Raw genomic sequence first — 23,649 nt, forward strand, 5'->3', positions numbered from 1 at the left:
CGGTTAAAAAACTAAGCAATGTAAAGAATTTAAATAACTAATCCGCACCTAGTTCCTCCTTTTAGATCGAAAAATTTAACTTGAACGCTAAAATTAATTCTTCTTAGATATGTTTGTTTCGCTCAACTTCTGGTATACTCGCGCGGTTTTTAATCACTAACTCTATAGAGCAAAGAAATGGCAGATTTATCAAAATACAGAAATATTGGTATTTTCGCTCACGTTGATGCTGGTAAAACCACCACAACTGAACGAATTTTGAAACTTACGGGTATGATCCATAAGATCGGTGAAGTTCACGATGGTGAGTCAACAACTGACTTCATGGAACAAGAAGCTGAGCGTGGTATTACAATCCAGTCTGCTGCCGTAACTTGTGAATGGAAAAAGCACCGTTTTAACGTAATCGACACTCCGGGTCACGTTGACTTCACTGTAGAAGTATATCGTTCTCTTAAAGTTCTTGACGGTGGTATCGGTGTATTCTGTGGTTCTGGTGGTGTTGAGCCGCAATCAGAAACTAACTGGCGTTATGCTAACGAATCTAAAGTTGCACGTTTGATTTTCGTTAACAAACTAGACCGTTTAGGTGCAAACTTCTTCCGCGTTAAAGATCAAGTTAAGAACGTACTTGGCGCTAACCCACTTGTTATGACTTTACCAATCGGTGAAGAAGATAACTTTGTTGGTGTTGTAGACGTATTAAGCCAAAAAGCATACGTTTGGGACGATTCTGGTCAGCCAGAAAACTACGAAATTCAAGATATCCCTGCAGATATGGTAGACCAAGCTGCTGAATACCGTGAAATGCTAATCGAAACTGCTTTAGAAGCAGATGAAGATATGCTTATGGATTACTTGGAAGGTGAATTAGACCCTACAGAAGAGCAAATCAAAGCTTGTATCCGTAAAGGTACTAACGAATTGTTGTTCTTCCCTACTTACTGTGGTTCAGCTTTCAAAAACAAAGGTATGCAACTTCTTCTTGATGCTGTTGTTGATTACTTACCTTCTCCAACTGAAGTACCACCTCAACCGTTGACTGACGAAGAAGGTGAGCCTACTGGTGAATTCGCAATTGTAGACGCAGATGAGCCGTTCCGTGCATTAGCATTTAAAATTATGGATGACCGTTTCGGTGCACTTACTTTCGTACGTGTATATTCTGGTCGCCTTAAGAAAGGTGATACTGTACTTAACTCGTTCACAGGTAAAACTGAGCGTATCGGCCGTATGGTTGAGATGCAAGCTGAAGATCGTACAGAATTAACTGAAGCACAAGCTGGTGACATTCTTGCTATCGTTGGTATGAAGAACGTACAAACTGGTCACACACTTTGTGACGTGAAACAGCCTTGTACACTTGAAGCAATGGTATTCCCAGAACCAGTAATCTCAATCGCGGTTGCACCAAAAGATAAGGGTTCAACTGAGAAAATGGGTATTGCTATCGGTAAGATGGTTGCTGAAGATCCAACATTCCAAGTTGAGACTGACGAAGATTCAGGCGAAACAATCCTTAAAGGTATGGGTGAATTACACTTAGATATCAAAGTAGATATCCTTAAGCGTACTTACGGTGTTGAGCTTGAAGTTGGTAAGCCACAAGTAGCATACCGTGAAACTATCACGCAAGCTGTTGAAGATTCTTACACGCACAAGAAACAATCTGGTGGTTCAGGTCAATTCGGTAAGATCGATTACCGTATCAAGCCAGGTGAGCCGAACTCAGGTTTCACATTTAAGTCTACTGTTGTTGGTGGTAACGTTCCTAAGGAATTCTTCCCAGCAATCGAGAAAGGCTTCAAAGGCATGATGGACGAAGGTGTTCTAGCTGGTTTCCCTGTACTAGACGTTGAAATTGAACTATACGACGGTGGATTCCACGCGGTTGACTCATCAGCAGTAGCGTTCGAAATCGCAGCTAAAGGCGCTTTCCGTCAATCAATTCCTAAGGCTGGTCCTCAGTTGATTGAACCTATCATGAAAGTTGACGTGTTCACTCCAGAAGATCACGTTGGTGACGTAATCGGTGACTTGAACCGTCGTCGTGGTATGATCAAAGACCAAGAAGCTGGCACTACAGGTGTTCGCATCAAGGCAGACGTTCCACTTTCAGAAATGTTCGGTTACATCGGACACCTACGTACAATGACATCAGGTCGTGGTCAATTCTCTATGGAATTCTCACACTACAACCAGTGTCCGCAAAACGTAGCTGACGAAGTTATCGCTGAAGTTAAAGAGCGTAACGCTAAAAAATAATTTGAATAAATAATTCAAATCTAAAAATAAAAACGGTCCTAAATTTAGGACCGTTTTTTTATGAGATAAACTTAACAAACTTTAGTGAAATACTCTTATCCTAATTTAACGTAGCAGTGATAATATTTTTCTTCCCTCGCCTTAGAATAACATCACCAGATGCAAAGAATTTTTGATGTGAAGCTACTTTTAAGTAGTATCGGCCACTATTTACTGGCTCTACCACGTCATGCTGAAGATAATCGGGCTCATCGGCTAAAACACCATCCGACGCAACTTTGAACAGTGTAGCATGCGCTTTTGTTAATGCTACACCCGATTCAGAATGTTTAGCGAACACTTCAATCTCAGTCATACCACTTTCACTTTCTTTATGAGCAATAGAAAGGCTGCCTAAGTCTTTGTCTTCACGCGTTGGCACTAATAGGAAATCATTGTTATCTATGCGATCGTATTCCTCGTCCGAGGTTTCCGAGGCGCCAACAAATGCGCTAGCAATCATACTCATTGCTCCGCTTATAGAATTATTCAAACATCCTGTATCAGCTAAAGCATCTCTTGTTGTGTCGTTTAAATCTCCATTTACAGTTAGCCCCGATGCTTGTTGAAACTTTTTGACAGCCACTACCGTATTGGGAGTCATTCTTCCTTCTTTTTCTTGATCTGACAAATAACCCAGGCAATTTAATTGAGCTTGTGCCATCGCAATGCTCACAGAATCTAACGACATTGCACGTGATGATCTAGAAGAGTCATTAACAGTTTCATCTTTGTTATGACTATCATTTTGAGTTTTGGAGCTTTTAACTTTAGCAGTATGTTTAGGCGCTTTTTTACCAGCAGTTAGTGTGTTGTTTGCATTATAGCGATAAAAGTCTTCAGGTATTTTGGTTACTATAAACTGTACGGCTTTTTCTATAACTTCTCTAAGCGCCTTTTCTTTGGGTGTATTCGACCAGCCACTTAAACTGCCTGAGGTAAATGAATCACCGAAGTTATATAACGCGCCAGAAAAATCGAAATCTTTACTACCGCTTTCAACGGAGGTTGCAGCCAATACACGAGATGTAGTGGTATCGATTAGGCGCATATCTATAGCCATATGTGTACTCGAAAAGCCCGCTTTCACTGAACTGAATACATCACCTAGAAATCCCGCGCCACCGACACTTCCTCCTGAAGACCCATCTGCAAACTCAGTTACAGAAGCAACAATGACAATTTCTGCACCTTCCACTTCACCATAGCCAGCCCCCGTCACAGCATTCACTCGCCCAGAGGTTACTAAATCCTGTTCTGACAACACTGCATCTAACGCCTGACGTTCTAGAACAATAAAGCGATTTGTATTAACAAGCGAGGTCATTAGTTGATCTGACATACCATTGCCAATTTCTTTGGTCCACCAATGGCGGTTGTTTGATTTATCCGTAAAACGAGCAACTGCAATACGAGCTTTCGGTCCGTTATATTGTTGCTGCTTTACTTCATTTACGTTGGGCGAGCTTTGCCCTGATGTTACTGATGTTGATGTACTTTGGCAGGCCATTAAACCAAACATAATTGAACCAATAGCTAAGGATTTTGCTTTGAAAGTCACATTACTCTCCTTTTAAAACTGGTTAATTCACTAAAAAAGCAATTAACCGCACCACTCAAAAGCAAAATAAATTTAACATAATCATAACCTTAGACTTAGCACAATCACGAAATTTATTATAACAATTACGAAAATATGCTAATCGCGTTTCAATTTTCTATAAGCGTTTGGTGTCATACCGTATTTTTCTTTAAAACATTTAGTAAAGTAACTTTGTGAATTAAAACCACATTGCAGAGTTATGTCTCCAACACTGTCAGCACCTCCGCATAGTGCTAATGTCGCCTGGTGCAATCTAACCTCCCTGATTAAGTCGACAGGAGAAACTCCAAACAGCGCTTTAGTTTTTATCTGCAAGTTTCGCTCACTCATGAACATTTTTTGTGCGAGTGCCGCAAGTGAGAATTCAGCATCAGTATAATGCTCTGCCAACAAACTATTCACTCGCTCTATGAACCTCGCATCTTTGACATTATGAGCAGGAAGACAAGATTGTGTTGGGTTGTCAGACGCAAGTGATTCGCTCTTTGAATCATGTAATTGCTGTATCGCCTTTTGCTGTGACATGGCTCTAATTGCTAAGATATTGCTCAACGCAGCAAACAACTCGGCTTTATCGAAGGGTTTAGGCAAAAATTCGTCAGCCAGCAAAGACAGAGTGTTTAATTTCAATGTCTTTGATGGATAAGCGCTCAACATAAGTACAGGAATATGACAAGTACTATCATTGGTTCTTAACGCTTGGAGTAACTCCAAACCATTCATATTGGGCATCATCACATCGGAAATTATAACGTCTGGCTGCCATTCCAATGCACGTGCTAACCCTTCTTTACCGTCAGAGCTCATTTGACATCGGTAATGACTTGATAATATTTGTGATAAGTAAAGACAAATTTCTGCGTTATCATCAATGATTAACAGCTTTTTCCCTTTATCGATACGCTGGATATTGTGTGAAGGAGTTTGGGTAAGAATAGTGTGACGTATAGCAAGCGGTAGTTTGACAAGAAATCGTGCTCCTTCATTTATACGTGAAGTGAGTTTGATTTCGCCATTTTTCTGCTCAAGGATGTCTTTAACCAAAGATAACCCAATACCGTGACCATTGGACGACTCCTTATTGCCAGCACCTCGAAATCCTCGCTCAAAGACAGAATCTAGCTCATTCTCAGGAATACCAACTCCGGTATCTTGAACTAGGATAAAACAATGCTGTCCTTCACTCCAAATTCGTAATTCTACACTGCAATGTTCGCCTGCATATTTGATCGCATTCGATAGCAAGTTACTGATCACCAATTCAACTTTTTCAGACTCAATATCAACAAATATCTCCTGCTGATTCAATGTGACGTATTCAACTTGCTGATGATGTTCTTTGGCAAGCACTGAAAACTCATTAGCCATAGATAAACCGATAGCTAATATGTCAGTACACTCTACCCTATGGCTAATATCTAATGTTTTGTTAGCTAATATATTGCTCACCAATGTGTCGAGCTTTTCTGCATTGCGCTTAATGCCTTCAAGTTGCCGTTTGGTAGCAACATTGCTCGTTTGTATCAACTCATTAGTTGGCCCCAGAATGAGTGTGATAGGCGTTTTGAATTCATGCGATACATTCGCCAAGAGTTCATCTTTTGCATTAGCTACTATTTCTGCATGCCTTTTTTGTTGCTCTGCCAACTTCTTTTTATAATGCATTTGCCAAAAGCTCCATAAGAAAATACCCGAAAGTAACACGTAGAGACTAATAGCCCATGAAGAAAACCATGGAGCCGGTTTTATTTTAATTGGAACGGTGAGGTTCTTGCTCCATGCTCCTCCTGCATAACGTGTTTTTATTTTCAGCTCAAACTCGCCCGCAGGTATGTTTGTATAAGTAGCAACTCGATTTAACGCTGTCGCATTAATCCAATTGGTATCAAATCCATTTAACCTATAAGCAAATTGTAATTTTTCTGGATGTGTGGCTAGCGGAGCGCTAAATCGCACACCAAAAATAACATCTTCATGGGATAACTCAATGAACTCCCCTTTGGTACGCTTTATGAGAGATTTTTCATCTATTGCTTTGTTAAATAATAAGAAATCTTCTAGCATTACGTTGGGCGTCTTAGGCTCTAGCGCCAACGACTCAGGCGTGAACCAGTTGAAACCATTTACTCCTCCAAAATATAGCCTGCCTCGATTATCTCGATAGTAAGCTCCGAGAATATATGCCCTGTCCTGCAATCCATCGCCAACTGAATAAATGCTAAAATTTTGGTCTGAAATGTTGAATTTTGCTAACCCATTGTTGGTACTCATCCATAAATTTCCCGTATTGTCTTCTACAATCCCAAATACATTGCCATTAGGTAATCCATTTTCGACGCCAAACTGTGTTATCTCAAACGACTTTCCATCAATTCGATTAAGTCCATTCATCGTGCCAACCCACAAGTCACCTCGGGAGTCATGCATTAGAGAAGTAACAACATTGTCTGTCAATCCTAAAGGGTTTTTCTTAAAATGAGTAAACTTGCCCGTATTTTTATCAAATCTGTTTAATCCTAAGAATGTGCCAACCCACAAACTATCTTTACCTTCGTCATATAGGCTAACTACGGTGTTCTGACTTAAACTGTCAGTCGTACCTTCTTTATGATAATAGTGGCGAGACTCCTCAGTGCTTGGATCGAAATGAATTAATCCCTTATTTGTACCAAGCCACAATTCCTTATCGCTGGATGATGTGATTGCATAGATATAACTACTTGGTAAGCCAGACGCCTGTGAATAACGTGTAAAATCATCGGTCGCATGATTATATTTTGCCAACCCTCCACCATATGTGCCTACCCACACAGTGCCCTCTTCAGTTACATGCAATGCGAACACATTATTATTGGGCAAACTATTGGGTTGACTTTCATCGAAGAAGTACCGAATAAAGCCGCTGCCGTTTGGCGATTTTCTGTTTAGGCCATTTCGTGTGCCCACCCAAAGTGTTCCATCTTTCTCCGTAGATACTGCACGCACAAATGCATGACTAATTGTGAGCTCATCTTCCGGATCATGTGAGGTATGGTGAAATCTATTGCGTGAAATCAGATACCTTTGTAGCCCTTTGCCATCTGAGCCTAACCAAATCTGGTCATCACTGTCTTTGTTAATTGAAATAAGATAGTCGCTTCTCAATCCGTAAGCATTCCGATCTTTTTTGACAAACCGTTGCTGAATACCAAAATCTGGTTCGAAAATATACAAGCCCGAACCATAAGTGGTTATCCACAACACTCCCTTTGTTCTTTCCACAATGCCCGTCACCCACGCTTTGACGGATTGCGATGAAACCATATATCCATCGGAAGAATGCGACAACAGATAGAGCCCCTTTTTTCCGCCTATCCATAAATTACCTGTATGATCAATTGCGAGTGTCCATAGCTCTCCTTCTATCGGGTTTTCTTGTGTGAGCACATTTTCAACAGGTTTTAAATGCGTGTCCGACAAATAGTACAAACCACTGCCCGTTGCCAACCATAGCTTTCCATCAATCCCTTTCACGATACGATTTATTTTGCTGATGCTACCCTCATGTACTTTAAAGCGAGTCACTGTGTTATCAAGCAAACTGACCCTAAATAGCTCACCGTTTGCGCCTCCAGCCCACAAGTATTTTTCATTTTCAATAAACAAGGTGTTAAACCGATCGTCGGTTATGTTATCGGTATTAATAGAATTAAGTGTGATAAACCTTTGTGTCCGTGATGAAAGCTTATTGATGCCCGCAGATTTTGTGCTGAACCATAAATTACCTTCGGTATCCATTGCACAACCAGTAATCCAATTTCCTGAAGGGTTTTTGTCAGAACCGTCTGCTAGGTAGGTGCTAAACTCGATGCCGTTAAACCGATTTAGCCCACCTTGCGTTCCCACCCATAAGTACCCGTTTTTATCTCTGACCATACAATTAACACTTCCCTGGCTAATGTTCTGCTCAAAACCGTAGTGATCAAAATAATCCACAAGGTCGCTTTTGGCGCTTGCAAATTGAGAGAGTAAGAATAAAGTTAATAAAGAGGCGAAAAACTGCTGTGCCATAATTCCTTTTGCCAACATGAAATGCTTATTGTTTATCTTACCTAGTTGCATTATTGGTGTACGCTAAGCAATAGGCTTTTTTGTAATCGCATCATATAGTAATGTTATTCGCTTGCCAATTTTGCGTGAGTCTGTCGTTCCATAAATACTGGCTGGTTCGATTGATTATTAGCTAAATACCATCACGATAAAATACCTCTAGCACTTCATAATTAGTGCACTTTTTTTGGTCAAATAACTTCCAAATCGTTGCCCTAATTGATATGTTCGTTGGGTCGTATATAAAAATAACAAAAATCAGTGGTGGTTTTTCATGTTCCGTTTTTTTAAACGCTCTATTATGGGGCGCTTGGTGGTAGGAATTTCTTCTGCCGTTGCCATTTTACTAATCATAACATCTTACTTTTTGCTCACTAACGTTAGTGACAATACCCGCGCGCAACTAATTGAATCGATCGAAGGTATCGTAGCCAAGCAGGCAAGTGAGATCCGTGGCTATTTTGAAGCCAAAGGCCAAATTAACCATGCGGTGTTCGCTAGTCCGCAAGTCGTAGATTGGTTTACCAGTTACGACCAGCGCTTATCCGATATTGATCACATCCCTGAGTACCAAGATGTTATTAAATACTTCCGCTATTTTTCCGATCAAGATAGTGCAATTAAAAGCGTATTTTTTGGCACTGAAAATACGCATGAGTATTTCGATTTGAATGGTCGCTATACTGATGCGAATTACTTCACTAGCAAACGTCCTTGGTGGCAAGAAGGTATTGATATTGGTCGCATGTACGTTACCGATCCAGCGGTAGATGCTAATGATGGCTCTATTTCGGCTACGGTAAAAGGTCCATATTATTTACCAAATGGAAGATTTCTCGGGATAGGTGGTATCGATATATTAATCACTACGATAGGTAAAGACCTTCTCGCCAAGATCAAATACCAAGGTGAAGGTGAAGCATTCTTAATGACAGACACAGGAAAACTAGTTTTCTTCCCTGGCTTTGACGACGACTTTGAGCCAGGTGATTTAATGAGTAAAGTTGACCAACACTTTCAAGATGCGCAAGGGTTTAACGAGTTACAGTATACCATTAGCCAAAACGAACAAGGGCTTGCCAACGTCACCTACCAAGGTAATTCATATTTAGTGATATTTGATGAAGTAAAAAGTGAATATCCATTAATGAATTGGAAACTGGGCTTTATGGTACCTGAGCGCCTAATTACTGACCCAGTACAATCAGCATTTTGGTCTTACTCGATTGTAGTTCTGTTAATTATTACACTCATTGCAGGTTTGATTTGGTTGTTGCTTACGCCGCTATTTAAACGCATCAGCGATTTGAAAGCCGCCATGCACGAAATAGCTGAAGGTGATGGTGACTTAACACAGCGCATTAATAACCAAAGACCGGATGAAATTGGCGCACTAACGAAAGAATTCAATACCTTTGTTGATAAAATCCAAGGATTAGTAAAGGAAACTGTCGTCATAACCAATGATGTAGAACAGTCTACGGAACAAGCTACCGCAGTGGGTCATCAAACCAGTAATATCATCGAAGATCAAAAACGCGAGATCGATATGGTGGCTACGGCAGCCACGGAACTTGCGCAAACTAGCCAAGACATATCAAATAACGCCAACGCTTCAAAAGAGTTAGCTAACAATGCCGAGCAACAAGTGAGCGAGGGAGCACGCGTAGTTGCGCAAGCTGCATCTGGCATTAATCAGCTCTCAGACAACGTATCTTCAGCAGCTGAAGTGGTTAGTAAGCTACGAGAGGGTACTCAGAGCATAGGCGAAGTATTAACGGTCATTCGCGGTATTGCTGAACAAACTAACTTGCTCGCGTTGAATGCAGCCATTGAAGCCGCTCGTGCGGGTGAGCAAGGGCGAGGATTTGCCGTAGTTGCCGACGAAGTACGGACCTTGGCTTCTCGCACCCAAGAATCTACCGCGAACATAGAAGCCATTATTGACGACTTGCAAACTACCGCGACCAGTGCGGTGGATGTGATGAATCAAAGCCGTGATGAAGCAGCGCATAGTGTAGAACTGACGGAACAAGTACACAACGTACTAGCCGAAATTACCACCGTAATAACCGAGTTCCAAAACCAAACACTTGAAATTGCCAATGCAGTAAATCAACAAGCGACCGTTGCCGAAGAAGTTTCGCAAAATGTAGAGAATGTGCGAGTGCTTACTGACGATACAGTTAAGACATCTACCGAGATGACAACTGGACTTGATTATTTACGACAAAATGCACAATCGCTATCAAAAGTGGTTAACCAATTTAAAGTGTAAAATACTCAAGCATGCCCCATGCAAAATGGGGCATGCGCCTTTATGTGAAAATCACCGCACACTATCTGCCATTAATCTATTTTCTCTTAACATTCTGTCAAATCTCAGATAAAACTGAGTTTTTATTTATCTCTGAAGGATTCTATTAATATGTTCAATAAGACAAGAACAGCTATTGCCTTTTCTATTAGCTGCGCGCTATTCAACGTAAACGCAGAACAAATTTCATTTGAAAAGAATATGAGCCCAACCGCTGATGCACTCGTATTGTTTCACGGTAAAGGCAAAGCGCCTGATGAGTTTAATCGATTCGACAAGCTAACCAAGGGCCAATTGTCAAAAGCAGTCAACGTCGCTGAATTTGATGGCAGCTATGGCAGTTTTGTAGAGGTAATTGCCCCCGCCGGCGTAGAATTCGACCGTGTATTGATTGCAGGAATTGGCGAAGAAAACGATTTTCTACAAGAAAAAATAACTAAGCTTGGCGGCAACATTTCTGCCAAACTCGAGAAAGACAATATTGAAGATATTGTTATTGCGACAGACGATCTGGGTGGTAACAACGCTAAACAAAATGCTCAAGTAAGTGCTCTTCTGGCGCATGGTTTAAGTTTAAGAGCTTATCGCTTTGATACCTACCACAAGGAGGCACGCAAAGAGAAAAACGTTCAATTTGACGTGCTTGATGCTGGAAAAGCCGGACGCGCCTATGAGCCACTAACAAATATTCAAAGTGGCGTATTTTTGGCACGAGATCTTGTCAATGAAACGGCCTCCAACATGACGCCAGTAGAATTTGCTCAAGCGGCCAAATCAATCGAACAATACGGTGTTGAAGTGACAATATTGACGCCAAAAGAAATTGAGCAATTAGGCATGGGTGCCCTATTCGCAGTAGGTAAAGGCAGCTTGCAAGGTTCAAGGTTAGTTATTGCTCACTACAAAGGGAGTGATGACGCGCCTGTTGCTCTGGTTGGCAAAGGTATCACCTTTGACTCTGGCGGCTACAACGTTAAAACAGGGAGTTCAATTTCTCGCATGAAATCTGATATGGCTGGTGCCGCAGCAGCTCTAGGCACTGTTACCGCGTTAGCTAAAGACAAGGTCAAGGCTAATGTTGTCGCCGTTATGGGGATGGCAGCCAATATGGTTTCAGAAACTTCAGTCGCCCCAGGTGATGTATTGAGAACAGCTGAAGGCCTAACAGTCGAAGTGTTGAACACGGACGCTGAAGGTCGTTTAGTACTGGCAGATGCAATGTGGTATGCAAGAAAGCACTATCAACCACAAATCATGGTTGATATTGCGACACTTACAGGCTCGAAAGTACGTGCTGTAGGTAATGAGTATGCGGCAATATTCTCTGATGATGAACAACTTGTTGAACAGCTAACGTTTGCCGGAAAGCGTGTTAACGAAAACTTATGGCGCTTACCACTAGCGTACAAGGATAAACTAAAGAGCGACATTGCTGATTTACAAAATATTGGCTCAGGTGGGCCAGGCGCATCTACCGCTGCTAGCTTCTTGCAGCACTTTGCAGGTGACGTACGATGGGCACACTTAGATATTGCCGGTAATGCCCTTACATCTTCGGCTGAAGGTGAAGCGTCAAAAGGCGCAACTGGTTATGCAGTAAGATTACTAACCGATTGGATCGAGTCTCAAGACAAGTAATTACGTAAGAGTCAATTTATAGCCGTCCGAATGGGCGGCTTTTTTATGCACTTTTATTGGTAAAACGACTAACTAGGCGGCGATAGCAACGAACAAAAGGCTCAAAGTAAATGTTGGCAAGAGAAGAATGGTCAGCCTGCGAGTCTGATAAACCAACTTCCAACGAGTTAACTGACGATGCTTTTACCAGATTATTAGCCATGCGGTCCCATATCGCCAATGCCGTGCCTAAATTGACGTCGTAGTGACTTGGATGTTTGCTGTGATGAATTTGGTGCTGTGCTGGACTAATCAACCACCCTTCCACTTTATCACCAAATGACAACCAAATATGACTATGACGCAAATTAGAACCTAAAATATTAAATGCGAAAACAAACAAGTTTGCCCCTAATATATCTATCATTTTCAGTGTTGGACCAAACATGAAATAACAAATACCCACTACAGTACCTTGGGTAATAGCCATTCGACAGGCATACAAATAATTTTCCACGGGATGCGAGCGATATATAGTAAATGGCGTGAGAACTTTGGCCGAATGATGGACTTTGTGAAACTCCCAAAGCATAGGTACTTTGTGCAACCAATAGTGCAAGAGAAATCGAGTAAGATCGTCAAAGACAAATAACAGGATAGTAAACGTTATCATGACGACTATTTGCGGGGCAGAGAAAATGGTTGTCATTTGAAACAGCCATTCTAACGCCGATGATACGGCTAACGCGACAGGTGCCATAGTGACTATCACCAAAGGGAATAGCGCCGCTTTGATCAGTTTATTAAACACCAGCAATACGTAATCTTGTTTAGCGGAATGCGACAAGTAAATCGACTTTGGCATTAGAAAGCGCATGAAACCAGCAACGCTTTTTTGCTTGGTCATTAACCAATAAACAGGTAGCGCAAGAACCGCAGCCGACACGATATAACCAATAAACAAACGTTTATTTGGATCGAGCAAATATGAGAATAACTCTTGCAGGTTTTGATTTAGAAATTCAATCATGTACCGTGTTACCTAAACTAGTAATAATGTTATTAGCATCACCCTAATAACAAGCCTTTCCTCTATACTTTCCTTGTGTTCTATTTGTGTGCCGGGTTAAGCAACTTCATTCAACAAACTACGACTTATACTTAATCGCTATTCCCCCTTCGATACGTCGTGCCTCCTACTCCGGGCGAACGAATACATTTGACTATTCCGTCCACCTAGAGTGCGCAGCTATCGCCCTTCGGCAGGCTCAGGATCCTACGAGGCGCTTCACAATCCTCCGTCCATCCTGAGTGCGAAGCAATCGAAGGGCCTGTATATCGACGCTCCTTGCCATCCATGACACCGCGTCATACCGTACATCCTGTATATCGTCGCTCTTTGCCATCCATGGCACCGCGTCATACCGTACATCCTATACATAAAAGGCAACACGATTATAATCAATGTTGCCTTTGTATCACTAGTATCTACGCTAAATTTTCGTTTTGTTAAAAGCTGTATTGATACCCAATTTGCGCCATCATCGGTTTAGTCGGGCGCGCTCCATATGGTCGACGACTCACAACTTCTTGTTCATCAAAGATATTGTCTATCTTAAGATAAATCGCACCAAACTCCATCAAGTCGTATTTTGCTGAAATATCAACAACGGCATATGCCTCTGTTACAACGTTACTTAACGTTACGCCTTGACCCGAAGCTTCTTTCATCTCATCGATATAACGGCCAATCATGTTGATTTCCCATCTATCGCCAACAACGCCAGCGCTCAAAGTAAGCTGATTTTCAGGAAGGTATGGTAGTTCATCACCTGCGGTGATTTGCCCCCACATTGGAAAATCAGAATTAAAGCTCGTCTTAAACTCTGATGATGTATAGGTATAAACCAGTGAAACTGGAATATCGAGTTCACCATCTAGCGAAAAAGTGTGCGACGTTGAAAACTCTACACCGTACACATCTACCGCACTACCATTGTATTCTTGATCAAGATTACAATTACTCGCTGACGTTGAGAAGGTACAACTTTCTTTAAGATTTTTGATGTCATTAAAAAACGCTACCAACTCTAGCTGTGTACCATTATTACTATAACGACCACCTAGCTCATAGTTAACACTGTTTTCAATATCCACTTCGGGCGCTTCTGCCGGGCTGGTAGGTACAAAACCTTCATGAATACCAAACAACAGGCCAAAATCATCGTTTACCGTATAGAAGCCACTGATGCTTGGTAAAATAATTGAAGATTCTTTCTTCAGCCATTCACCTGATTTACCTGGCTTTTGGTTTTGATAATAAGCGTCTAAATACTCACCACGAAGACCAAATGTTAAGTCAAGACGATCAATTGATATGGTGTCTTGAATAAACACTGATAACGCATCAGTTTCTTCCATATTTGTCGTTGTCGCAATAGTCGCTGAGCCGTCAGTAACTAAAGTGCCACCTTGCATCAAGAATACGTCTTCGGTATGGCGACGCTTAATTTGATCTTGGTGGAAACGAACGCCCGCACTTAGCTTATGCGTATAACCAAGCAACTGCATTGGAATACTCAACTCAGTTTGAATACCTTGCGAGTAGTATTCGCGCGCATTGTCGCCAAGCACAATTTTTTCGTTCTCTGCTAAGCTGTCACGCTCACCGGTTAGAACCTGATAAAAGTTAGTGTGCGCATCACTGGTTGGATTAGCAAGCACGTCTTGTAGGCTTGGTGTAAAAGAACCTGCTTGTTTAAAACCATTGATTTTAAACCAAGAACGTTCAAAATCGTTGCGGTAAAGACGTGTAGTAAGATCAAAATCATCATTGGCAATGAAGTGTGTTAACTGCAACTGCTGATGATTCCAATCCATCTTGTCATGTTGACTCGCCGCATAACGACGGTTTGGATTTATAGCAAAGTCGTCATCAGATAAACCAAGATACGTTTCATCAGAAAGCTCATCTGCATAGCTCAGTTTTAACTCAACAATTTGTTTGAATTGTTCATTGCTAAAATCGTAGTTGAGCTTAAGCATGATATCTTGTTTTTCAAAGCCGGTATCTCCACCACCGTCTAGTTCTTTGAAGCCGTCAGACTGAATATGTACACCTTCAACAAGGTATCCAAAATTGCCAACCGTATTACCATAGTATGCTTTTGCTTTAAAGAAACTGTCGTTGCCTGTGGCGAAGTCAACCTGTCCTTCGTTCACTTCAGGAACTGCACGGGTGGTCATATTTAAGGCACCCGCAACTGTATTTGGTCCGTATTTTATCGCTGCCGGTCCTTTGAATACTTCCAATGCCGTCATTTTGCTCATCATCGGAAAGTAATAAGCCGCTGGCGCTGAATATGGTGCAGGCCCAATTAAAATACCGTCTTCCATCACCGTAATTTTTTTACTACGCTCTGGCGTTGCACCACGAAACCCAATATTGGGACGCAAGCCATAACCATCTTCTTCACGAATATTTACGCCCGGTACGCTGTATAGCACGCGGCTAATATCGTCAAACTTAAACTTTTCCAGCTCTACTTCACCAATCAAGGTCGCTGAGCCCGCTTCGGTTCTTAACTTATTACCATGACCAATTATTTGAATGCGTTCAGTCAATTCTGCTGCGGCACTGGTTTCTTTTTGCTCTTCCGCTAATACGTTACTAGCCGTTAAGCTAGTGAACACGGAAGCGGCGATTAAATGACGTTTAAAAGTACGCATGTTAGTCATTATCTCCTGCTGCTGTTGACGGAAGCTCTAATGCTAAGCTATTGATGAAATCAGTTTTTAGTTTATCGGTAACATCTTTGATATCACGGTGTGATTGCTCAACACTTGCAACATCATCGGCAAGCGCGTCATGAAGTGTACCTGAAATCCCAAGAATAGTTGCCAATGATTCATCAACGTCTGCAACCATAGCTTCGGCAGTAGCGCTATCACCTACATCATTAAGGTAATCAACAAATCCTAAGCCATCACCGCCTGTTAATAATTTTTGAAAACCAATGAGGTTGTAATTGATATTGCTTAAAGAGTGATTAGCGTATGGTGATTCAACTTCTTGCTGGCACGGTATACCATTACATTCATTTTGAAAAATACCGAGAGGTGTCGCTAGCTTTTCGTCTTTGGTTACCGAGTCCAAGTAAAACATTGCATCACTAATGCGATTCACAGCGTCATGAATTTCAGCGATAGAGGAAGTAGTATTACCCGCTTGCTTCAATTGATTAGCATAACCATCGGTTGCGGTCCATGCATTAACGAGCAATGATGCGTTATTGTGAACATCACGAGCGACTTCACCCGCAAACGCACAACGCGCTTGTTTTATCGTGTTATCGTCAAACGTATTCCATTCTGGTGGTGGTGCACTAGGATCACAAGCATGTGCTGTGTTGCCGTTAAACAATAAGTATTCCAGCGCAGCCATGCCCTTTCTTGATGGTGTGCGTTTTGTTATGTCATAGGGTTGGCCATTGACTAAATCGTTCTTATAAAAAACCACATCGTAATCAACACTACAGCTATTGGTGGTTGGCCAAGAGTATAGTTTATTGCGTAGCAAGTTATCATCTTCAATCAGTGGCCCTAACAGCATCACTTCTGCTTGTTGCCATGTATTCATTGCATCTCGCCATGCTTGCTGTGCACTGTTTAGTGCTTGGGTCGCATTCTCTTCACTGCCTTGACCGTTAATGTGCTCATCCAACAAATTACAATACGCTTCTACCTGCGCCGCTTGATTTTCTGCAAGTTCCGCAAATTGCGTAAAAACAGGCGTAATAATATTATCGGTTAGATTTTCCACCAATGCTTGCTGATTAAAGTCAGTATTAGTGTTTTTATCAGGATTAAAGTCCGGTCCTTCGCTACTCGAATTATTCTCGAAGCAACCACTCAATGTGAGTATCCCTGCTACCACGAGTGTAGAAATTTTTGTTTTAGAATGTAACACGTTGACAACCTTTAAATACAAAGAAAGCTTGGACTCTAACGAGTCCAAGCTTTAACGAGTGTTTTACACGTATAATCTACTGGAATATTACCAGTTTTCAACATTTTCCGCATCGAATGATAATGCACTTTGAATGATATCACGCGCTTTAAGCAAGTCAGCTTGATATGCATCAACTTCTGCTTCAACTAACACTGGTTTGTTACCAAACAATGTTTGAATCTCTTCGAATTGAGCATCAGAAATTTTAGAGTAAGGGTTAAACTGTAAACCTAATGCGAAACCTTTCATTTCAGACCAATGTTTGGCTAAGTCAGTATATTCGAAATCTTCTGTGCCTAATTTTTCTAGATCTGCGTGCGTATCGTTGATGTAGTGAACAACAGTGGCTGCGATAGCTCGCTCCCAACCATCAACGGCAATATCACGTTGTGCAATTAGCGCGTTCATTTGATCTTCAGTTAACGCATTACCCGCATTGTCATTAATGATTTGACGACCCGCTAGGAATGCTTCCATAATTGTCTTTGTGTAATCAGTAGGGTTTGTGTTGCCAGCAGTACCGCGGTCACGCTTAGCAGCATTCGCTGCATTACCAAGAATCACTTCAGATTTAAGATCAAACTCACCGTCACCATCGCTGTCATGCTTACTATTCCATGCTAAACGACCGTTACTTTCATCGTCACTGACCTTACCCGAGATTTCATTGTCGTTGTAAGCTAAATAATCGCGTGCAGCACCAAAATAGCCAAAACCTTCATCGAACTGGTGCTCTAACTTAGAGTATGGGTTAGTGCCATCCTGACCAGTATTGTCAGTAGTCAAACCTTTACCTTCAGTCTCTTCACCAAGGTAGTCACCTGTTGCTTGAGAATAAGTAATAGCCATAAGCAAGAATTTTTGAATGAGTTGCTTAAGATCAGTTCCGTCTGAATTGATGTACACTTTAGTAATGTCTTCACCTGTTGCCGCAGTGCGGACAACACCATTCAAATGCTGTTCAGCATTATCAGCCAATTGCCCAAAAAACACATCGATCAATCCTTCTGGCGTCACTGATCCTTTTGCGCCCCAACCAGCAAATTCAGTCAACCAATCTTTCTCTTGGCCACCTGCGTCATTACCAGCGATCTTACCGACCAAGTTTTTGTGGCTACCTGAGATTTCAGCAATAAAGCCCTGCTTTGCATCAATAAAGGTAATAGGGAAGTTATCGTATTGCTCTTCAGTAGTGCGAAAATACTTGTTTAAACGATCGATAACGGCTTGGCGTGTAGTTAATTCACCGCTGTCTAAATCTGCTTGCAGCTGGTTACCAATGTAGTGATTTAGTTCTGCGATAAGTGCATGACGTGCTGTTTGACCGCCGTACGAAACCGATGAAGCGTCATCAGTAAACTTACTAGCAAACTTATAGGTATCAAGTAAGTCATTCACATCGATTGTTAGTGTCTTCTTGAAAGACGCAGATGCGCTATCTGTAACCGTTACTTCAAGCTCAACAGATTCAACTGATTCAAAATCTAATGATACACCTTCTGCTAAAGAAAGTTCTACGCCACTAACAGCAAAACGATCATCGCTTACAGTATAAGTATGCGTATCGCCAGCATTGCTATCAGTTGCTGATAATGTACCAATTACCGCAGCAACCGCATTTTCATCAACAGTAGTGTTAGATAGTGCGATATCTGTAGGTGCTGAGTTTGCAGGAGGTTGTGGCGTTGGAGTGTCATCACTTGAAGAACCACCACATGCAGTTAAAGATAAAACTGCAGCAACAATAGAAGCATTGATTAGACTTTGTTTAAATTTCATTTCGTCACCGATGTGTAAAAATTTGTTAGTATTTTTAAATTGGCGCTATTCTATACATAAATTTAATGTAATGCAAATGAGAATGAATATCATCCAGATTTTGTTTGCGTTTGTTATACACTTTTTGACTAAGATCAAAGCAGCCTTAATTATCAGCTGAAATATTTGAATGGGTTAGGTAGTTGCGTGAAATGTTCCGGACAAGTCAACGGCCTCGGGATTGGCTTAATTTATTGTCCTTCGATACGTCGTCCCTCCTACTCAGGGCGAATGATAACAACGATTTTCATTCACGCACAAAAAAGGCCGCTTGCGCGACCTTTTTCTGGTTTAGATGGCTCTAAATATCGAGATTAGTCGATGACTTCTTTTGGGTATAGCAAACAACACTAGTACCTCTCATTTACCATAAGGGCACCCTATCAACCTCTTCTCGTAGAGACAAAAAAGGCCGCTTGCGCGACCTTTTTCTGGTTTAGATGTAATCTAAATATCGAGATTAGTCGATGATCTTAGAAACAACACCTGCACCTACTGTACGACCACCTTCACGGATTGCGAAGCGTAAACCTTCGTCCATCGCAATTGGGTTGATTAGCTCAACAACAAACTTCAAGTTGTCGCCTGGCATTACCATTTCTACACCTTCTGGAAGCTCTACAGCACCAGTGATGTCAGTTGTACGGAAGTAAAACTGTGGACGGTAGCCTTTGAAGAATGGCGTGTGACGACCACCTTCATCTTTAGTCAATACGTAAACTTCTGACTCAAACTTAGTGTGTGGGTTGATTGAACCTGGCTTAGCAAGTACTTGACCACGTTGTACTTCATCACGCTTAGTACCACGAAGAAGAACACCACAGTTCTCACCCGCACGACCTTCGTCAAGAAGCTTACGGAACATCTCTACACCTGTACAAGTTGTAGTAGTTGTGTCTTTGATACCTACGATTTCTACGTCGTCACCTACGCGAACGATACCACGCTCAACACGACCTGTTACAACCGTACCACGACCTTGGATTGAGAATACATCTTCGATTGGTAAGATGAAGTCACCATCGATTGCACGCTCTGGCTCTGGAATGTAAGTATCTAAGTGCTCAGCTAGCTCTAATACTTTCTCTTCCCATTGTGCTTCGCCGTTCAATGCACCTAGTGCTGAACCTTGAACTACTGGTAAGTCATCACCTGGGAAATCGTATTCTGAAAGAAGTTCACGAACTTCCATCTCTACCAATTCTAATAACTCTTCGTCGTCTACCATGTCACATTTGTTCATGAATACGATGATGAATGGTACACCAACCTGACGAGAAAGAAGGATGTGCTCACGAGTTTGCGGCATAGGACCGTCAGTCGCAGCTACTACTAAGATAGCGCCGTCCATTTGAGCAGCACCAGTGATCATGTTTTTAACATAATCGGCGTGACCTGGACAGTCTACGTGTGCGTAGTGACGAGTTGCTGTGTCATACTCGATGTGAGAAGTATTGATTGTAATACCACGCTCACGCTCTTCTGGTGCGTTATCGATTTGTGCGAAATCGCGAACTTCACCACCGTGAGTTTTTGTTAACACTGCAGAGATAGCAGCTGTTAAAGTTGTTTTACCGTGGTCAACGTGTCCGATAGTACCAACGTTAACGTGCGGTTTCGAACGTTCAAATTTTTCTTTAGCCATTTTACATGTACCTTAAAGTTTAATTTAAAAGCCCAGCCTAAGACTGAGCCAGGCTTTCATTAAGCCTTACGAGATTCTAATATTGCGCCGGCAACTGCCTTTGGAGTTTCGCTATATTGCTTGAACTCCATCGAATAAGAAGCACGACCTTGGGTTGCACTACGTAAATCCGTAGCATAACCGAACATTTCAGCCAGTGGAACAGTTGCGTTCACTAACTTCATTCCTGCTGGACCTTCATCCATACCATCGATCATACCGCGACGGCGATTTAAGTCTCCCACTACATCACCCATATTTTCTTCAGGGGTTGTAACTTCAACTTTCATCATCGGCTCGAGTAGCACTGGTGATGCTTCCATTGCGCCTTTTTTAAAGCCCATTGAAGCAGCCACTTTAAATGCCATCTCATTTGAGTCTACGTCATGATAAGAGCCATCATATAACGTTACTTTAACGTCAAGCATTGGATAACCGGCTAATACACCACCATCCATTTGCTCTCTACAGCCTTTTTCAACGGCAGGAATATATTCTTTGGGTACGACGCCACCCACAATTTCGTTCACAAACTCAAAACCCTCACCCTCTGGTAACGGTTCCATCTTCAACCAAACATGACCAAATTGGCCTCGGCCACCCGATTGACGAACGAACTTGCCTTCAACTTCAACCGTTGAACGGATAGTTTCGCGGTAAGCAACTTGTGGCTTACCAACGTTACACTCAACTTTAAACTCGCGCATCATGCGATCTACGATAATGTCTAAGTGTAGTTCACCCATTCCAGAAATGATGGTTTGTCCTGTTTCATCGTCTGTTTCAACGCGGAAAGAAGGATCTTCAGCAGCCAATTTACCCAAAGCAATACCCATTTTCTCTTGGTCTGCTTGTGTTCTTGGTTCAACAGCTACTGAAATAACCGGCTCTGGAAACTCCATACGTTCAAGTGTGATCACATGATTTGGATCACATAATGTGTCGCCCGTGGTTACATCTTTTAAACCTATCGCGGCGGCAATATCACCTGCACGTACTTCTTTAATTTCTTGACGGTCGTTTGAATGCATTTGCACAATTCGACCAAATCGCTCTTTCTTCGATTTCACTGGGTTATATACACTGTCGCCAGTGCAAACTACACCAGAATATACGCGGAAGAACGTCAACGTACCAACAAATGGGTCGGTAGCAATTTTGAACGCCAACGCAGCAAATGGCGCATTATCGTCCGCTTCACGTACGCCTTCAGTTTCATCTTTATCGTCATTGATACCAGTAATCGCCTTAACTTCTGTTGGCGATGGCATATATTCAATAACTGAATCTAGTACAGACTGAACACCTTTGTTCTTAAATGCAGAACCACAAGAACATAAAACGATTTCGTTGTTCAATGTACGCTTACGTAAAGCTCGCTTAATTTCTTCCTCGGAAAGGTCACCCTCTTCAAGGTATTTATCCATTAACTCGTCATCAGCTTCTGCCGCTTCCGAAAGCAAGTTTTCTCGCCATTCTTCAGCAAGCTCGACCATATCAGCAGGAATTTCTTCGTAATTAAACGTCATCCCTTGATCAGCTTCGTTCCAGTTAATTGCTTTCATTTTGATCAAATCGACCACACCGCTAAAGTGTTCTTCAGCACCAATAGCGAGTTGAATCGGTACGGCATTCGCACCTAAGCGTGTTCGTATCTGATCGACAACATTTAGGAAATCTGCGCCAGCGCGGTCCATCTTATTAACAAAGACCATACGCGGAACATGATATTTTTCCATTTGACGCCAAACAGTTTCTGTTTGAGGTTGCACACCAGATGAAGCACATAGTACGAGAACAGCGCCATCTAAAACACGTAAAGAACGTTCAACTTCAATGGTAAAGTCTACGTGGCCTGGAGTGTCAATAATGTTGATACGATGATCGTCAAACTGGGCATCCATACCTTTCCAGAAACAAGTCGTGGCAGCCGAAGTAATAGTTATACCTCGCTCCTGCTCTTGTTCCATCCAGTCCATGGTTGCTGCGCCATCGTGAACTTCACCGATCTTATGAGAAAGACCAGTGTAGAATAGAATTCGTTCTGTCGTTGTCGTTTTACCTGCGTCTACGTGCGCACAAATACCAATGTTACGGTAGCGCTCAATAGGGGTTGTACGAGCCACAATCATTATCCTCTGTCTAAGGAATCCAAATTCCTCAGATTATATAAAAACGCAGTTACTGTTTTATTAAATATAACAGTAACTGCGTCGCATACTATATTACCAACGGTAATGTGCGAACGCTTTGTTCGCTTCAGCCATACGGTGAACGTCTTCACGTTTCTTAACCGCAGAACCTTTGTTGTCAGACGCATCTAACATTTCGTTAGCTAGGCGCTGAGCCATTGATTTTTCACCACGTTTACGAGCTGCTTCAACTAACCAACGCATGGCTAGTGCATTACGACGCACTGGACGTACTTCAACAGGAACCTGGTAAGTAGAACCACCTACACGACGAGACTTAACCTCTACTTGTGGGCGAATGTTCTCAAGAGCAGTTTCGAATAACTCTAAGTGCTCTTTGTCTTCAGATTTTTCCGCTAAGATGTCTAATGCACCATAAACGATTTTTTCAGCAGTAGATTTCTTACCATCAACCATTAGGATGTTGATGAATTTTGCTAATAGTTCATTACCGAACTTTGGATCTGGCAATATTTTACGTTGCCCTACGACGCGTCTTCTTGGCATCTTAAATTCTCCGTTTAATTCAGGTGTTACCCAAAATTGTTAAAATGTTAATTTGGCCTTACTTCACGGAAACCGTTAAGATTTAGGGCGCTTTGCACCGTACTTAGAACGGCCTTGTCTACGATCGTTAACACCTGAACAGTCAAGTGCACCACGAACGGTGTGATAACGTACACCAGGTAAGTCTTTAACACGACCACCACGGATTAAGATTACGCTATGCTCTTGTAAGTTGTGACCTTCACCACCAATGTATGAAGTTACTTCGTAGCCGTTAGTTAAACGAACACGAGCAACTTTACGTAGTGCTGAGTTAGGCTTTTTAGGCGTAGTTGTATATACGCGAGTACATACGCCACGACGTTGTGGACAAGCTTGTAACGCAGGAACGTTACTTTTTGCTACTTGTCTGACACGTGGTTTACGTACCAATTGGTTAATAGTTGCCATTAATAGCTCCTGATTAATTAAAACATGTGTAAATAACTAAGGTTTCCCTTAATTTTA

The 23,649-nt window shown here is 41.9% G+C and carries 12 protein-coding genes and 1 pseudogene; 3 read left to right on the forward strand and 10 right to left on the reverse strand.

What is annotated here, in order from left to right; translation table 11 throughout:
* Positions 1–177: 177 nt before the first annotated feature.
* Positions 178–2,265, forward strand: coding sequence for an elongation factor G (fusA, locus tag ACSLUK_RS08685; protein WP_448548158.1), 2,088 nt, complete (start codon positions 178–180; stop codon positions 2,263–2,265).
* A 484-nt stretch (positions 2,266–2,749) separates the two neighbouring features.
* Here fusA (ACSLUK_RS08685) and ACSLUK_RS08690 read toward each other — a convergent pair.
* Positions 2,750–3,826, reverse strand: a pseudogene (locus tag ACSLUK_RS08690) (peptidoglycan-binding domain-containing protein); the annotation flags it as partial.
* 177 nt (positions 3,827–4,003) lie between these two features.
* The gene (locus ACSLUK_RS08695; RefSeq protein ID WP_448548159.1) at positions 4,004–8,008 is read right to left on the reverse strand and encodes a two-component regulator propeller domain-containing protein; all 4,005 of its coding nucleotides are present in this window, start codon (positions 8,006–8,008) and stop codon (positions 4,004–4,006) included.
* 262 nt (positions 8,009–8,270) lie between these two features.
* Here ACSLUK_RS08695 and ACSLUK_RS08700 point away from each other — a divergent pair, with 262 nt between their 5' ends.
* Both ACSLUK_RS08700 and ACSLUK_RS08705 read left to right on the forward strand, forming a co-directional pair.
* Positions 8,271–10,274 carry a methyl-accepting chemotaxis protein gene (locus ACSLUK_RS08700; protein WP_448548160.1) on the forward strand — a complete coding sequence of 668 codons (2,004 nt, stop codon included), beginning with the start codon at positions 8,271–8,273 and terminating at the stop codon, positions 10,272–10,274.
* Between the two features lie 150 nt (positions 10,275–10,424).
* Positions 10,425–11,951 carry a leucyl aminopeptidase gene (locus ACSLUK_RS08705; protein ID WP_448548161.1) on the forward strand — a complete coding sequence of 509 codons (1,527 nt, stop codon included), beginning with the start codon at positions 10,425–10,427 and terminating at the stop codon, positions 11,949–11,951.
* Positions 11,952–11,994: 43 nt separating this feature from the next.
* Here the strand turns inward: ACSLUK_RS08705 and ACSLUK_RS08710 are convergent, their stop codons facing one another.
* The 8 genes from ACSLUK_RS08710 to rpsL all read right to left on the reverse strand — a co-directional run bounded on the left by ACSLUK_RS08710 (position 11,995) and on the right by rpsL (position 23,592).
* Entirely contained in the window at positions 11,995–12,960 is a 966-nt protein-coding gene (locus ACSLUK_RS08710; protein WP_448548162.1) for a sterol desaturase family protein, read from the reverse strand.
* 479 nt (positions 12,961–13,439) lie between these two features.
* Positions 13,440–15,659 (reverse strand): TonB-dependent receptor family protein, encoded by a 2,220-nt coding sequence (locus ACSLUK_RS08715; RefSeq protein WP_448548163.1) that lies wholly within the window; start codon positions 15,657–15,659, stop codon positions 13,440–13,442.
* A 1-nt stretch (position 15,660) separates the two neighbouring features.
* Complete coding sequence (locus tag ACSLUK_RS08720) at positions 15,661–16,899, reverse strand: imelysin family protein (protein WP_448548164.1); 1,239 nt, start codon at positions 16,897–16,899, stop codon at positions 15,661–15,663.
* An 87-nt stretch (positions 16,900–16,986) separates the two neighbouring features.
* Positions 16,987–18,720, reverse strand: a complete 1,734-nt coding sequence (locus ACSLUK_RS08725; protein ID WP_448548165.1) for a DUF4856 domain-containing protein — start codon at positions 18,718–18,720, stop codon at positions 16,987–16,989.
* A gap of 499 nt (positions 18,721–19,219) precedes the next feature.
* Positions 19,220–20,404 carry an elongation factor Tu gene (tuf, locus tag ACSLUK_RS08730; protein ID WP_448548166.1) on the reverse strand — a complete coding sequence of 395 codons (1,185 nt, stop codon included), beginning with the start codon at positions 20,402–20,404 and terminating at the stop codon, positions 19,220–19,222.
* Positions 20,405–20,463: 59 nt separating this feature from the next.
* Positions 20,464–22,569, reverse strand: a complete 2,106-nt coding sequence (gene fusA / locus ACSLUK_RS08735; RefSeq protein WP_448548167.1) for an elongation factor G — start codon at positions 22,567–22,569, stop codon at positions 20,464–20,466.
* Positions 22,570–22,668: 99 nt separating this feature from the next.
* On the reverse strand, positions 22,669–23,142 hold the full coding sequence (gene rpsG / locus ACSLUK_RS08740) for a 30S ribosomal protein S7 (protein WP_448548168.1): 474 nt from the start codon (positions 23,140–23,142) through the stop codon (positions 22,669–22,671).
* A 75-nt stretch (positions 23,143–23,217) separates the two neighbouring features.
* Complete coding sequence (gene rpsL, locus ACSLUK_RS08745) at positions 23,218–23,592, reverse strand: 30S ribosomal protein S12 (RefSeq protein WP_044842190.1); 375 nt, start codon at positions 23,590–23,592, stop codon at positions 23,218–23,220.
* Between the last annotated feature and the right edge of the window lie 57 nt (positions 23,593–23,649).

The sequence above is a fragment of the Thalassotalea fusca genome (assembly GCF_053485835.1).